Consider the following 13,648-nt stretch of genomic DNA (forward strand, 5'->3'; position numbering starts at 1 on the left):
AGCGTCGCGGAACTGATGCTGAATTTGGTGCAACCAAATCCACATCAGCGACGTCAACAGTAATGGATCGGTGCGTCTCGCGCCGGACGACAGGGTGGGTCGGCAACAGACGGGTCGGTCCATCAGCTAGTGGGCTCGAAGGTTCGAACGTCATTAACCGTTCGTTCACGCGAGTCCTGGAACTTGGGGAGCCACATGACTGTCAACAGCGCCACGATAGCGGGGCAAGGGAGCAGCGTCTCCCGAGCGGCTGTCGACACATCTTCCACCATGGAAGGGGCCATGACCGGCTGCGGTGCTCGGACGGACATCTTCCAGCACCGCTTGATGGAAGAGCCACCACCTGCCTCCGCCACCCGGCGGACCAGGGAGCGCTACGAGCAACTGGTCCGCGAGGCCAAGGCGCTCTGCGCATCCTGCCCGCTGTTCACCGACTGCCTGTTCAGCGCGGTCGCCGAGCACGATGTCAGCGGTTTCGTCGCCGGGACCACGGCGGCGCAGCGCAGGTCGATGCGTAACCTGCTGGACGTCGAGGTGCAGGCCGACGACTTCGACCAGCTGGCCGGCGCCCGGGGGACGCGCCGCCCGGTGAGCCACGAAGAAGTACTACGCCTGCGGACGCAGTACCCGAACGACAGCCTCGAATCCCTGGCCATGCGGCTGGGATGCTCGCTGTCGACGGTGAAGCGCCACCTGCGCAGGGCCCGGCGCGGCCAGAGCCCCGCCAGCAAGGCCCCGCGTCGCCGCCCGGAGGTCAGCGCCGTCCTGGACGCGTTCGACGCCGTGGTGGACCAGCCCTGCCAGGCGCCGCGACCCGGCACCACCCGCGTCGCCTGAGAAAACCTGAACATCGGCACCTGATACTCGGCCCGCCAGCGGACTATCAGCAGCGAAGGCCCGAATCCCCTGCGGTCGCAGGAGGTTCGGGCCTTCGGCCTGTCCGGGGGACCATTCCATCAGGATCGAACAGCTGGTCCGGTCGTGCTTTGTGCGTTACTAGAACCAGCGGTTGAGAACAGCGGCTACGCCGTCGTCCTGGACCGACTTGGTCACCTCGTCGGCGGCCACCTTCACCTCGTCGGGCGCGGAACCCATCGAGATGCCGAGCCCCGCGTAGACGAGCATCTCGATGTCGTTGCGCCCGTCGCCGATCGCCAGCAGATCGGCCGGGTCCAGGTCGTACTGCGCCAGCGCGACCTTCAGGCCGGTGCTCTTGTCCACGCCCTCGGGTGCGATGTCGAGCCAGGCCGTCCAGCCGACGAAGTAGCTGACCCCATGCAGCCCGAGCCGTCCGGCCAGGTCGACGAAGTCCGCCTCGGACGCCTCCGGATCGCGAATGATCAACCGGGTCACCGGTTCCGGCGCGAGCTCGGCGTCGCTGACCACGCGGATCGCCGCACCGGTGCCGAGATCGCCGTCCGGGAACGGCGCGGTCACCCGGTAGCCGTGGCGGCCCTCGCCGTGCTCCTCGACCGCCATCCGGGCGTTCGGAGCGTGCTCACGCACCGACGCGATCACCGTCGACGGATCGAAGGTGCGCTCGTCGACCACCTCGCCGCTGGGATAACGGACGGTCCGCGCGCCGTTGCTGGCGACAACCAATCCGTCCCGCAGGCCGAGCAACTCGGCCACCGGCTTGGTGGTCTGGTAGGCCCGGCCGGTGGCGAGGATGATCGGCACCTGGCCGGCCGCCCGGCGTACGGCGTCGATCACGGCCGACGAGATCCGCTCGTCGTGGTCGATCAACGTCCCATCGATGTCGAGGGCAACGGCCTTGGGCCGCCAGCCGTCGATCATCTGGCCACCGGTTCGAGAACGTCACGGCCACCGACGTACGGCCGCAGCGCCGCCGGCACCCGGACCGAACCGTCCGCCTGCTGGTGCGTCTCCAGGATGGCGACGAGCCAGCGGGTGGTGGCCAGCGTTCCATTCAGCGTCGCGACCGGGCGGGTCCTGCCCTCGGCGTCGCGGTGCCGGATGTTCAGCCGGCGGGCCTGGTAGTCGGTGCAGTTCGAGGTCGACGTGAGCTCGCGGTACGCGCCCTGGGTCGGCACCCACGCCTCGCAGTCGAACTTCCGGTACGCCGACGTGCCGAGGTCACCGGTCGCGGTGTCGATCACCCGGTAGGCCAGTTCCATCTTGTCCAACATCTCCTTCTCCCAGCCGAGCAGCCGCTGGTGTTCGGCTTCGGCGTCCTCGAGGCTGCAGTAGGAGAACATCTCGACCTTGTCGAACTGGTGGACACGGATGATCCCGCGGGTGTCCTTGCCGTGCGAACCGGCTTCCCGGCGGTAGCAGGACGACCACCCGGCGTACCGGACCGGACCGTCGGACACGTCGATGATCTCGTCCATGTGGTAGCCGGCCAGCGGGACCTCCGACGTACCGACCAGGTAGAGCTCGGGCTCCTCCAGGCGGTAGACGTCGTCGTGGGCGTTCAGGTAGCCGGTGCCGCCCATCACCTCGGGCTTGACCAGGGTCGGCGTGATCATCGGGGTGAAGCCGTTCTCCACCGCCTGGGCGATCGCCAACTGGAGCATGCCGAGCTGGAGCAGCGCGCCGACGCCCTTGAGGAAGTAGAAGCGCGCGCCGGAGATCTTCGCTCCGCGCTCCATGTCGATCGCGCCCAGCAGTTCACCGAGCTCGAGGTGGTCGCGGGGCTCGAAGCCCTCGGCCGCGAAGTCGCGCGGCTTGCCGATCTCCTCGATGACGACGAAGTCCTTCTCGCCGCCGACCGGGGCCTCGTCGGAGACCAGGTTCGGCAGGCCGCGGGAGAGCTCGTCGAAGCGCGCCTCGGCCTCGTTCGCCGCGGCCTCGGTCGCCTTCACCTCGGCGGACAGCGTCTTGGTCCGCTCCAGCAAGGCGGTCCGCTCGTCGCCCTTGGCCTGGGCGACCTGCTTGCCGAGCCCCTTCTGCTCGGCGCGCAACGATTCGAACGCCGCGATGGACGATCGACGATCACCGTCGGCCGCCAGCACCTGGTCGACCAGGTCGGTACTCTCGCCACGCTTGGTCAGGGCCGCACGGACGACATCGGGGTTCTCACGGAGCAATTTGGCATCGATCACACCGGAAGAGTATCGGGGCGTGTCTGAACCGGCGAAGTCTATTCGGGATGATGGGCTGGCACCAGCCGGGCAGACATGCGTTTTCGAGGGGGTTTCGAGCGGCCGATGAATCATCATCCACCCAGTCAGCTCGGCCGTGCGCTCACGGTGGTGCTGGGTGTTCTCCCGTTCACGATCATCACCTTGCTGGTCTTCGGCGACTGGCCGCCGCTGCGCCGCTGGGACCTGTCGGTCGCCGCCGAGATCGCGGAGTACGGCGCTGCGCACCAGAACGTCGTGAGGTTCTGGGAGATCGTTGCTGCGATCACTGTGCCGTGGACCGCGCGCGGGATCATCGTGGTGGTGGCGGCGTATCTGTGGCACCGCCGGGCGCGGCTGCTGGCTCTCTGGCTGGTGGTGTCAGCGGGGGCCGAGCTAGGGCTGGCGCAGGCCGTGCAGCACATCTTCGACCGGCCACGACCCGCCCAGATGCTCGTCGAGGCGGACGGCGGGTCATACGTGTCCGGCCACGCCACCGCTGCCTTCGTGCTCGCCGGCGCGCTGGGCGTGGTGCTGCCGTCCGTGCGCGGCTGGCGGCGGCGGTTTCGCCTGCTGGTCACCCTGCCGACCATTGCCGTCGTCTGGATCGTCTCGGTGGACCGCGTCGTCCTGGACGTGCAGTACGTCTCCGATGTCCTCGGCGGCTGGGCCCTCGGCCTCGCGATCCTGACCGCCACTTCCATCGGCTTCGGCCTCCGGCCCGGCCTGCGCCGCCGCAGGCGACGGACCGTCGCCGACGGCGACTGGTCCGCACCACCGCGCGCGGCGGTGATCGTCAATCCGATCAAGGTCGGCGACGGAGTCGCGTTCCGGCGAAAACTCACCCGGGCGCTGGCCCTCCGCGGGTACGACGATCCGCTCTGGCTGGAGACCCGGATCGACGACGCCGGGAACGCGATGGCCAAGCGGGCGATCGAGAACGAATCGGACCTGGTCCTGGTGGCCGGCGGCGACGGCACGGTCCGGGTGGTCTGCGCGGCACTGGCCAACACCGGCATCCCGGTCGGCGTGATCCCGGCGGGAACCGGCAATCTGCTGGCCCGCAACCTGCACATCCCGCTCGATCTGGACGACGCCCTGGAACGGATCCTGGACGGCCGGGACCGCCGGATCGACCTGGTGACGGTGCGCGGCGACGGGCTCGACACCGACCGGTTCGCGGTGATGGCCGGCCTCGGCCTGGACGCCGCGATCATCTCGGAGGCGCCGCCGCACCTGAAAGCGCAGATCGGCTGGACGGCGTACCTGGTCTCGGCGGCGAAGAACATCAACCATCCGTCTGTACAGGTGCGGATCAAGCTGGACGACGCCGAGCCGGTGGAGCGCAGGGTCCGCACCGTCGTGATCGGCAACGTGGGCATGTTGCAGGCGAACATCCCGCTGCTGCCCGACGCCCGGCCCGACGACGGCCTGATCGACGTGGTGGTGATCGCGCCGCGCCGGGTCACGCAGTGGCCGCTGGTGTTCTGGCGGGTGATGACCCGGACCAAGCGGACCGAGATGTACCTCGAACGCTTCACCGGCCGGAAGGTGGAGATCACGGCGGCAGTGGCCGTCCAGCGTCAGCTCGACGGCGACGGGATCGGCCCGGGCCGGTCGCTCACGGCCGAGGTCGAGCCGGGCTCACTGGTGGTCCGGGTCCCCAAGCGCCGGTGACGCCTCCTTGCGGAGCGTCTCGATCGCCTCTTCCTCCTCCGGCGACAGCTTCGAATCGCTCTCGAAGCCGGAGACCTCTTTGGCGTACGAGCGGGCGTCGTTGCGGCTGTTGATCGAGGTGAGGACGACGCCGTCGCCGTTGTCGTCGAGCAGCGCCATCGACCAGGACAGCCGGCCGCCCATGTCGCCGTACGCGTCGTAGCGGACGACGGCGAGGTGCTGCAGCGTCTCCCGCAGCTCGCTGCGGGCGTCCTCCAGTTCCTTGCTGAGCCTGCGCAGCTCGGACTTCACCGTGCCCGGCTTCTGCGGCTCCTGGAACTGTGGCTCGGCTTGCTGCTGCGGTGCCGGGACAGGGCTCGCAGGCAGCTTCTGCGTGGTCTTGGGAGCACCGGACTGCGCCCGGAGCGCCTGGATGGCGAACACGAGGGCCAGGACCGCCACGAACAGGGCGGCGATCCCGAAAGCACCGGCTAACGTCGAAGACACGGGTGGCAGCCTAATGGCTCACGGTGGCGCAATCAGCATCAGCGCGGGTGATCAGGCGGATGCACTGCGTGAGAACGACAGGTCCGAATCGGTGATTTCCTGCTGGGCCACGTAGATTCGCAGCGTGACTCATTTGCCTGACCCAGGTCCGCAACCAGGCGTGCACGATCTCGGCTACGCCCGGCTCGACACCGACCGGCTGGAGCGCACCGGCGACGCCGAGGTCGTCTACGGCGCCGGCAAAACGCCCACTCAGGTCGTCGAACTGCTCCGCACCCTGCACGACACCCACCCCGATCACGCCGTGCTCGCGACCCGCTTGACCGTCGAGGCACAGGAAGCCGTCGCGGCCGCCTTGCCGGAGGCGGTCGTGGATCCCGTCGGCCGTACTGCGGTGCTCGGCTCACCGCCGGTACTACGCGGCACGGTCGCCGTGGTTGCCGCTGGTACTTCGGACGCGCCGGTCGCGGCGGAGGCTGCGACTACGGTGCAGGTCTTCGGAGCCGGCGTGGACCTGATCACCGATGTCGGTGTCGCCGGGCTGCACCGGATTCTGGGAGTGCGTGAGCGACTGGACGCCGCCGACTGCCTGATCGTGGTGGCCGGGATGGAAGGTGCGCTGCCCAGCGTTGTCGGCGGGCTCGTCGGGGTGCCGCTGGTCGCAGTACCGACGTCTGTCGGGTACGGCGCTTCCTTCGGCGGGGTGGCTGCGCTGCTGGGGATGCTCAACTCGTGTGCGCCGGGAGTGACCGTGGTGAACATCGACAACGGGTTCGGGGCCGGGGTGTTCGCGGCTCGGGTCGCGCGCCGCGCGGCACCGGCGGAGGTGAAGACGCAGTGAGGGTCGCCTGGATCGACTGCTCCGCCGGGGCCTCGGGCGACATGCTCCTCGGTGCTTTCCTGAGCGCCGGCGCAGACCGTGAACTCGTGAACGCTGCAGTGCGCGCGGTAGACCCGTCCCTGTCGGTGACCGTCGAACAGACCAGCCGCCACCAGATCGCCGCCACCAAGGCATCGGTCCGAGTCGACGGCGAACTGCACCCCGAGAACTCAGCTCCTTCGTCGCCGGCCGGGGAACAGTCGCCTGCTGCCGCCGGAAGCGAGGTCGGCCACGGGCATGGGCACGACGAGGCTGGGCACGGCCACGGGCATGACCAGGTCGGGCATGGGCATGGACATGGCGGGGGTGGTGGTGGGCCGACGCGGACGTGGGCTGCGGTTCGGGAGTTGATCCAGGGTGCTGAGCTGGCGGATGCCGTGCGGGAGCGGGCCCTGGACACCTTCGCCCGGTTGGCTCGGGCCGAGGCGGCTGCGCATGGGGTCGAGCCGGATGCGGTGCATTTCCATGAGGTCGGCGCGCTCGATGCGATCGCCGACATCGTCGGGGTAGCGGCGGCATCTGTCTCGTTGGAGCTCGACCGGATCGTGGTTTCGACGATCTCGCTCGGTGGCGGGCGTCAGGTGCGCGGGCAGCACGGCGGCATCCCGGTGCCCGGCCCCGCGGTACTGCATCTGCTCGCCGAAGCGGACGCTCCGGTCGTCGGTGGCACCGCGCCGTACGAGATGACCACGCCGACCGGGGCCGCGTTGCTGTCCTCGCTGGCCGACGAGTTCGGGCTGATGCCGCCGATGCGGATCCAGCAGACCGGCGTCGGCGCGGGCGGGCGGGACCCGATCGAGGTACCGAACATCGTCCGGGTGGTGATCGGCGAGTCCGTCGAGCAGCCCGGCACCGAGGTCGTCTACGAGACCAATGTCGACGATCTGGATCCGCGGATCTGGCCGCAGGTGCTGGCGCGGCTGATGGAGGCCGGCGCGGCGGACGCGTGGCTGACCCCGATCCTGATGAAGAAGGGGCGGCCCGCGCACACCCTCTCGGTGCTGGTGAGCCGGCCGAACGCCGAGGTCGTCCGGGCGGTGATCCTCGCCGAGACGTCGGCGATCGGGCTCCGCGAGTTCGACATCCGCAAGCATGCGGCCGACCGGGAGTTCGCCAGTGTCGACGTCGACGGACAGCGGATCCACGTCAAGATCGCCCGGTACGGCGGTCAGGTGGTCAACGTGCAACCGGAGTACGACGACGTCGTCGCGGCCGCGTCGGTGCTGAAGCGCCCGGTGAAGAACGTGCTGGCCAAGGCGATCGCCGCCGGCCACGACCTCTGGAGCTAGCGGCCGGAGTACGGCGGGGCGAAGAAGACGAGCAGGGCCAGGTCCTCGGTGATGTCGACGAAGCGGTGTTCTTCCTCGGCCGGGACGAACAGCACATCACCGGGACCGACCTGCTCGGATCCGCTCGGCGTCACGAAGGTCGCCCGGCCGGTGGTGACCACGTAGATCTCGTCCTCGTGATGCGGCGCCTGGTCGTCGACCGCGCCCGCGAGCAGCGAGTACGTCCCCACCGACAGCGATTCGGTCCGCAGATGTTCCGCGAAGTGATTCGGCTCTGCCTTGTGGAAGACGCCCGCGCCTGACAGCTTCTGCATCCGGGAGATGCTAGTGCGCCGCGGCCTTCTCCGTCACGGCTTTGGCCTTGCGTTTCGGCCAGTCGTACGGCCACCAGCGGGCGCCGCCGCGGCGGGCCCAGACGATCAGGCCGATCAGTACGCCGAGCTCGATCGCGGGGCAGATCGTGTCCCGCAACCGGGCGCTGAACCACTCCAGCGAATCGGACAACGACGCCGCCACCTGGCGCGCGTTGGGATCGCGGCCCGGCACGTACGCGATCGCGAGCATCGTCGTCCGGATCACCATCAACTTGTCGACCTTGGACGCCGCCACGGCCGCCAGCGCGACCCAGGCGATCAGGTCGTACCAGGGCAGCGAGTACATCGCGGTGAGCAGCCAGGCGATGGCGTAGATCGCCGTGTACCGGATGGCGTCCGGCGTCCGGTCCTCCGGGTGCGTCTGCGGCACCAGCGACTTCGGGAACACCTGCGACAGCAGGATCGCCACCACGATCAGCCCGACCCAGGAAGCGATCGCGAGCAGCGTGCGGACCAGTGCGCCGGGGAGGAACAGGTCGAAGAGGCTCAGGATCACCTTGTGCGGCGTGCCGGTCGAGATGAACGACGTCTGCGACCGGGCCTGCTGGAACGCTTGCAGCCCCACGATCGAGTACAGGCCGGCCATCGAGACGGCGCCGCCGAGGCAGAAGAAGATCGCCCGGCGCCGATCGGCGCGCAGCGACCAGAGCATCGCGACGCCGACCAGCCCGATCGACAGCTTGGTGCAACCCGCGACGCCGAGCATGATCCCGGCCCAGAACACATGCCGCCGGAAGAGCACGAGCGCCCAGACCGCGAACATCACCGCGATCGCGTCGTTGTGCGCACCGGCCAGCACCGACCACAGCACCAGCGGGTTGGCCATGCCGACCATGACGACGCGGCGTTGGCTGACCGGATTCGAACCGACCAGCTTGAGCAGCAGCAGTCCGGTGACGATCAGGCTGATCGCCACCGACAACTGGAGCATCCACACGGTCAGCTGCATCGAGTCGCCGCCGACCCAGGAGGAGAACCACTGGATCCAGGTGGCGATCGGCCCGTACACACTCTTCGCGCCCTGCCAGGGCCGCTCGGTCGCCGCGATCACCGGGTCGTAGCCGAGCCGGATGGTGTCGGCCGGCGCGGTCGTGTACGGGTTGCCGCCGAGCGACATGATCCGCCCGTACGCCGCGTAGATCAGCACGTCGCCCGAGGCCATCGGCGGGACCAGCGTGATGGCCGCCGTCGTACCGATGCCTAGGGCAACCAATCGGCGGACGCCCGGCGCCCAGCCGGCTTTGAGCGCACGGGTCGCCAGGTACACGCCGTACCCGCCGAGCAGGATCGCGACGTAGATCATCACCGAGACGAGCCAGTCGTTCGGCTTGGTGTCGAACCAGTACGACGGGAGCCAGGCGTGCCGGTTGGTCAGGGTCAGGACCACCACGGACGGGCCGAGGAGTCCCGCGGCGACGATCAGCACCGTCGAGGCGAGGTACAAGGCGATCGCGCGGCGGCCGTCTCGCAGCGCGGCCGGCTGTTGCTCTACGACTGCGTCGGTGCTCATTGCGGCGGCTTCCGCGAAGGAAGGGCACGCCGGGCGGCGAGCGCGCGCCGTACGTGCAGGAACTGGCGAGCTCGATGCAGTTGTCCACGCCAGTCGGTGCCGGTGGCGCGATGCCGCACTTCGATCGGCACCTCGATGATGCGGAATCCCTTGCGCCCCAGGTCGACACTCAAGGCGGTCTCGACACCGAAGCCACTGGCCAGCGGAAGCGCCGCCTCGAAGGCCGTGCGGGTCATGCACCGCTGCCCGGACAGCGGCTGCTCAGGCGCCCAGCCGGTCGCCTGCTCGATCCCCGACCGGGCCAGCCGTACGACGAATCCGTGCCCGCCGGCCTTGCTGCCGTCGGCGCGGACCTGAGCGGGCAACGTCCCGATCGTCATGTCCGCGCGGCCGGCCACGACCGGCTCGATCAGTGGCTCCGCGCCGGTCGCGGAATCGGTCAGATCGGCGTCCAGGAAGAGCAGTGTCCGCGCTCGCGCGCCGTCCCGCTCCGCGACGGCCGCCGCCCCCGTCTCCATCGCCGCCGCCTTCCCCCGGTTTCGTTCGTGCCGTACGACGATCGCTCCGGCCTGCTCGGCAGCCGCCGAAGTGCCGTCGGTGGACCCGTCGTCGACCACGACGACGAGGTCCACACCGGCGATCTTCTGCACCGCGGCCACGGTCGCGGCGATCCGCTCGGCCTCGTCCTTCGCCGGGATCACGCAGGCGACAGCGCCAACGGGCTCGACGGGAGGCAGCTCAGTACCGGACACAGCACCGCAGCCTAGTTGTTCCCGAGCCGATCGCCGTCCTCAGCACCACCCGGCTGTGGATATCTCGTCCTTTCGAACGATCAGCCGGGAGGCTGTGGACAACCTCGGCCCTGCCGGCGGACTTCGGTGCATCTTCTCTGGCAGAACCGAAAGGAGCCGCCATGAACGGATCAGGAACGAGTGCGGTCGTAGAGCAGCGTGAGGGCCCCGGACTCGGTGGGCGTGGAGTCCGACAGCTGCCAGGAGGTGGCCGGGATGCCGTCCTCGAAGAGCCGGGCGCCGCCGCCGACCAGCTCGGGGGCGAGCGTGATGCTGAGCCGGTCGACCTCGTCGGCCGCGAGCAGCGCGCGGATGACGCTGCTGCTGGCGAGGACGATGATGTCGCCGCCCGGCTCCGCGCGGAGCTGCTTCACCACACCGGCCGGGTCGGCGTCGACGAACCGCGAGTTCTGCCAGGGGGATTCGGTCAGGGTGGTCGAGAAGACGACCTTCTCGACCTCGTTCAGCCACTTCGAGAAGGCGCGGTCCTGCGGGGCGGCGTTCTCGTCGTCGGCGACCGCCGGCCAGAAGCCGCCGAAGCCCTCGTAGTTCTTCCGCCCCAGCAATGCGGTGGTGGCGGTGCTGGTCACCCGCGTCATGTGGTCGCGGGCCCCTTCGGTGATCGCGTGCGGAACGATCCAGCTCATGTCGTAGTCGCCACCGGCGCCGTTGACCCGGCCGTCGAGCGAGAGCGTGATGTTCGCGGTCACCGTGCGGGTGTTCTGCTGCGTCATGTCGGTTCCTCCGGTTCGGGACCCCTTCGCGGCGTCCTCTTGACCACAATCCTGTCGGCGCCGCCGGGGCAGAACATCGGCCAGCTGGCCGATATCCCCCTGCCGGTGGCCGACCTGGCGCCCGCGAATTGGAGATCCGGAGAAATTGTCGGACAATCAGACAGAATCACGGCGTCCCGGCGGTTACGGCGGTGCTGCCGTAGCTTGGTGGGACGATCCGGTGTCGGACGAGAGGGTAGGGGCATGACTGAGGCGTATGGCATCGACAGCGAGGTCGGGCCGCTGCGGACCGTGATGCTGCACCGGCCCGGGAACGAGCTCCGGCGGCTGACCCCACGCAACAACGACAAGCTGCTGTTCGACGGCATCCCGTGGGTCGGTCGCGCGCAGGACGAGCACGACGCGTTCGCTCAGGCGCTTCGCGACCGCGACGTCGAGGTGCTCTACCTCGGCGAGCTCCTCACCGAGGCCCTCAACGACTCCGGTGCTCGCGCGGCCGCCGTCCAGGGCGCAATCGAGGACCTCCGGCTCGGCGACACCCTGCGCGAATACCTCCGTACGGCGTTGGCTTCGCTCGACCCGGCCGCACTGGCCGAGGCGCTGATGGCCGGCGTCCGGAACGACGAGGTGCGGGCCGGTGGTCTGGTCACCTCGCTGCTCGCCGACGAGGACTTCCTGATCGATCCCCTGCCGAACCTGCTCTTCACCCGGGATTCGAGCGTCTGGATCTCGGACTCGGTCGCGGTCACGTCGCTGGCCATGCCTGCGCGGGTTCGCGAGACCCAGCTGACCGAGCTGATCTACAAGTACCACCCGCGGTTCGCCGGTGCGGACAAGGTGTACGACCACACGCTCGAGCACGTCGAAGGCGGTGACGTCCTGGCCCTCGGTCCCGGCGTTCTGGCCGTCGGTGTCGGCGAGCGGACCACTCCGGCGGGTGTGGAGCGGCTGGCCCGGCGCGTCTTCGCGAAGGGGCTCGCGCACACCGTTCTCGCCGTGCCGATCGCCCAGCAGCGCGCGACCATGCACCTGGACACCGTCTGCACGATGGTCGACGTCGACGCGGTGCTGATGTATCCGAACATGGCGGAGGAGATGCGCGCACTGGCCGTCACCACCGACGGCGAGGAATTGCACGTCGCGGAGCCGGAGCCGTTCCTGGTCGCGGCGGCGAAGGCGCTCGGGATCGACACGCTCCGGCGGATCGACACCGGCCTCGACCCGGTCACCGCCGAACGCGAGCAATGGGACGACGGCAACAACACCCTCGCGCTCGCTCCCCGGGTCTGCATCGCCTACGAGCGAACCGTCGAGACCAACGCCCGCCTCGAGGAGTCCGGCATCGAGGTCATCCGCATCTCCGGCTCAGAACTGGGCTCCGGCCGAGGCGGCCCCCGCTGCATGTCCTGCCCGGTCCTCCGAGACCCCCTGACCACCCCCTGACCCCCTTCGAATCCCCAGAACCCCGAGAACCAACGAGGCCACCGCAGAACCCCGTCAGCGGAGTACCAGCTCTGACGGGGCATGCGTAGGCGGTTCTGCCAAGGCAAACACATGCCGGGTCTGACCCAGCTCGGGTACGCGGTTCTGGCTGACCGGACTGATCGACATCGCAGGCTACGCGGTACCCGGGGGCTGGAGGCGGGCGTGTGAGATCGATTTCAGGGGGCGGTGAGACGGTCGACACGCGGAGTGAAATCGGGGGTTGTCGTCGGGGCGGGTTATGAGTACTCTTCATGCCTAGGCCCAGGCCCTGTTGCTCCCCCGTCAGCAGGACTTGGGCCGTCCACGTGACAAAGGGCCCCTCGCGCGCAGCGAGGGGCCCTTTGTCTTGTTCTAACGGATCGTCAACTGCCGGCTCGCCAGCCCGGCGCGCGCGGCCCGCTCCTCGGTGCTGAGCGACGCCTCGGTCGCGAGCGCCTTGTCCAGCGCCGCCGCGAAGTCCGCGACCGGCTTCTCCAGATCGGCGGCCTCGGCGTCGGCCGGCAGTTCCCAGACCGGAGCCAGTACGCCGAGGGCGCGGAACGAACCGATCAGGCGGCTTCCCTCCACCAGCGACGACGAGCCCGCGGCGTGCAGGCGCGCCAGTGCGTCGAGCAGCGTGTCCTCCGCATGCGGCAGCACCCAGCGCAGGTACCGACGGTCGCCGATCTGCGTCCAGTACGCCGCTTCAACCGACTGCAGTCGCACGGTCGGGGCGGCAGCGGCGTTCGCCCGCTCCAGTCCGGCCGCAACCTCGCCGGTCGGGTCCTCGACGTTCTCACCGACCCAGTAGTCGAAGCCGTCGTGGACCTTGACCTCGATCGGCTTCGAGGTGTCGATCAGATCTTGCAGCCGCGGGCCGTCCTTGAGGAGGTCGCCGAGCTGGATCGGGTTCCCCGGCTCCGTTGCCAGCGCCGCGGTGATCGCGTGGCCGAGGTCGCGGCTCGGGTCGCCGGTCGAGGCGTGCGTCTGCAGGCCGATCCAGATCGTCTCGTCGTCGCGGACCAGGCCCGGCATCGCCATCGGCAGCAGGGTGACCAGGTTGACGGTGCGGCCCTTGTGCTCACCGGTCAGCGTGACCTCCGCCGTACCGGCCGGGACGATCTCGCGGAACGCGATCAGGTCACACTCGGCCGGCAGCCCCTCGAACGGGCGGACCACGAAGCTGTCCGCCGCCTGGGCCTGCTCACGCCCGTGGCACTGCTTGAACCGCTTGCCGGAGCCGCACGGGCAAGGCTCGCGCGGGCCGACGTCGACGAGGTCGGCCGGGTCCAGCGTGACGGTCGTGGTGTTCTTGGCGCGGTTGCGCGACTTCTTTCCCATGCCCGCAGTCTTGCAG

13 protein-coding genes are annotated in these 13,648 nt (G+C 69.4%); 5 read left to right on the forward strand and 8 right to left on the reverse strand.

The genetic code is table 11. From position 1 onward, the window contains the following. Positions 1 to 195: 195 nt before the first annotated feature. Positions 196 to 837: a WhiB family transcriptional regulator gene (locus EV138_RS15805; RefSeq protein WP_238158159.1), complete on the forward strand. Its 642-nt coding sequence runs from the start codon at positions 196 to 198 to the stop codon at positions 835 to 837. Between the two features lie 159 nt (positions 838 to 996). Here the strand turns inward: EV138_RS15805 and EV138_RS15810 are convergent, their stop codons facing one another. Both EV138_RS15810 and serS read right to left on the reverse strand, forming a co-directional pair. After that, the gene (locus EV138_RS15810) at positions 997 to 1,797 is read right to left on the reverse strand and encodes an HAD family hydrolase (protein WP_133979688.1); all 801 of its coding nucleotides are present in this window, start codon (positions 1,795 to 1,797) and stop codon (positions 997 to 999) included. Then, on the reverse strand, positions 1,794 to 3,068 hold the full coding sequence (gene serS, locus EV138_RS15815) for a serine--tRNA ligase (RefSeq protein ID WP_133979689.1): 1,275 nt from the start codon (positions 3,066 to 3,068) through the stop codon (positions 1,794 to 1,796). The genes EV138_RS15810 and serS overlap by 4 nt, the downstream gene beginning before the upstream one ends. Positions 3,069 to 3,173: 105 nt before the next feature. Between serS and EV138_RS15820 the strand changes: the two genes are divergently transcribed. Beyond that, the gene (locus EV138_RS15820; protein ID WP_133979690.1) at positions 3,174 to 4,763 is read left to right on the forward strand and encodes a bifunctional phosphatase PAP2/diacylglycerol kinase family protein; all 1,590 of its coding nucleotides are present in this window, start codon (positions 3,174 to 3,176) and stop codon (positions 4,761 to 4,763) included. On the opposite strand, the gene EV138_RS15825 is transcribed toward EV138_RS15820, so the two are convergent. Further along, positions 4,731 to 5,249, reverse strand: a complete 519-nt coding sequence (locus tag EV138_RS15825; RefSeq protein ID WP_166678609.1) for a DUF4446 family protein — start codon at positions 5,247 to 5,249, stop codon at positions 4,731 to 4,733. The two genes, EV138_RS15820 and EV138_RS15825, sit on opposite strands and share 33 nt — an antisense overlap. 124 nt (positions 5,250 to 5,373) lie before the next feature. Here EV138_RS15825 and larB point away from each other — a divergent pair, with 124 nt between their 5' ends. Together larB and larC are read left to right on the forward strand one after the other, a co-directional pair. Beyond that, positions 5,374 to 6,090, forward strand: a complete 717-nt coding sequence (larB, locus tag EV138_RS15830) for a nickel pincer cofactor biosynthesis protein LarB (RefSeq protein WP_133979692.1) — start codon at positions 5,374 to 5,376, stop codon at positions 6,088 to 6,090. After that, a complete protein-coding gene (larC, locus tag EV138_RS15835) occupies positions 6,087 to 7,418 on the forward strand; it encodes a nickel pincer cofactor biosynthesis protein LarC (protein ID WP_133979693.1) in 1,332 nt (443 codons plus the stop codon). Before larB ends, larC begins: the two co-directional genes overlap by 4 nt. Here larC and EV138_RS15840 read toward each other — a convergent pair. The 4 genes from EV138_RS15840 to EV138_RS15855 form a co-directional block, all read right to left on the reverse strand. Beyond that, a complete protein-coding gene (locus tag EV138_RS15840; RefSeq protein WP_133979694.1) occupies positions 7,415 to 7,732 on the reverse strand; it encodes a cupin domain-containing protein in 318 nt (105 codons plus the stop codon). The two genes, larC and EV138_RS15840, sit on opposite strands and share 4 nt — an antisense overlap. A gap of 10 nt (positions 7,733 to 7,742) precedes the next feature. Further along, positions 7,743 to 9,302 (reverse strand): polyprenol phosphomannose-dependent alpha 1,6 mannosyltransferase MptB, encoded by a 1,560-nt coding sequence (gene mptB / locus EV138_RS15845; RefSeq protein WP_133979695.1) that lies wholly within the window; start codon positions 9,300 to 9,302, stop codon positions 7,743 to 7,745. Then, on the reverse strand, positions 9,299 to 10,054 hold the full coding sequence (locus EV138_RS15850) for a glycosyltransferase (protein WP_133979696.1): 756 nt from the start codon (positions 10,052 to 10,054) through the stop codon (positions 9,299 to 9,301). Before EV138_RS15850 ends, mptB begins: the two co-directional genes overlap by 4 nt. A 170-nt stretch (positions 10,055 to 10,224) precedes the next feature. After that, positions 10,225 to 10,827 carry a dihydrofolate reductase family protein gene (locus EV138_RS15855; RefSeq protein WP_133979697.1) on the reverse strand — a complete coding sequence of 201 codons (603 nt, stop codon included), beginning with the start codon at positions 10,825 to 10,827 and terminating at the stop codon, positions 10,225 to 10,227. A 243-nt stretch (positions 10,828 to 11,070) separates the two neighbouring features. Between EV138_RS15855 and EV138_RS15860 the strand changes: the two genes are divergently transcribed. Then, positions 11,071 to 12,270 (forward strand): arginine deiminase, encoded by a 1,200-nt coding sequence (locus EV138_RS15860; RefSeq protein WP_133979698.1) that lies wholly within the window; start codon positions 11,071 to 11,073, stop codon positions 12,268 to 12,270. Positions 12,271 to 12,663: 393 nt separating this feature from the next. Here the strand turns inward: EV138_RS15860 and EV138_RS15865 are convergent, their stop codons facing one another. Continuing rightward, the gene (locus tag EV138_RS15865) at positions 12,664 to 13,632 is read right to left on the reverse strand and encodes a DUF5926 family protein (protein WP_133979699.1); all 969 of its coding nucleotides are present in this window, start codon (positions 13,630 to 13,632) and stop codon (positions 12,664 to 12,666) included. Between the last annotated feature and the right edge of the window lie 16 nt (positions 13,633 to 13,648).

It is taken from the genome of Kribbella voronezhensis (assembly GCF_004365175.1).
GTDB classification, from domain to species: domain Bacteria; phylum Actinomycetota; class Actinomycetes; order Propionibacteriales; family Kribbellaceae; genus Kribbella; species Kribbella voronezhensis.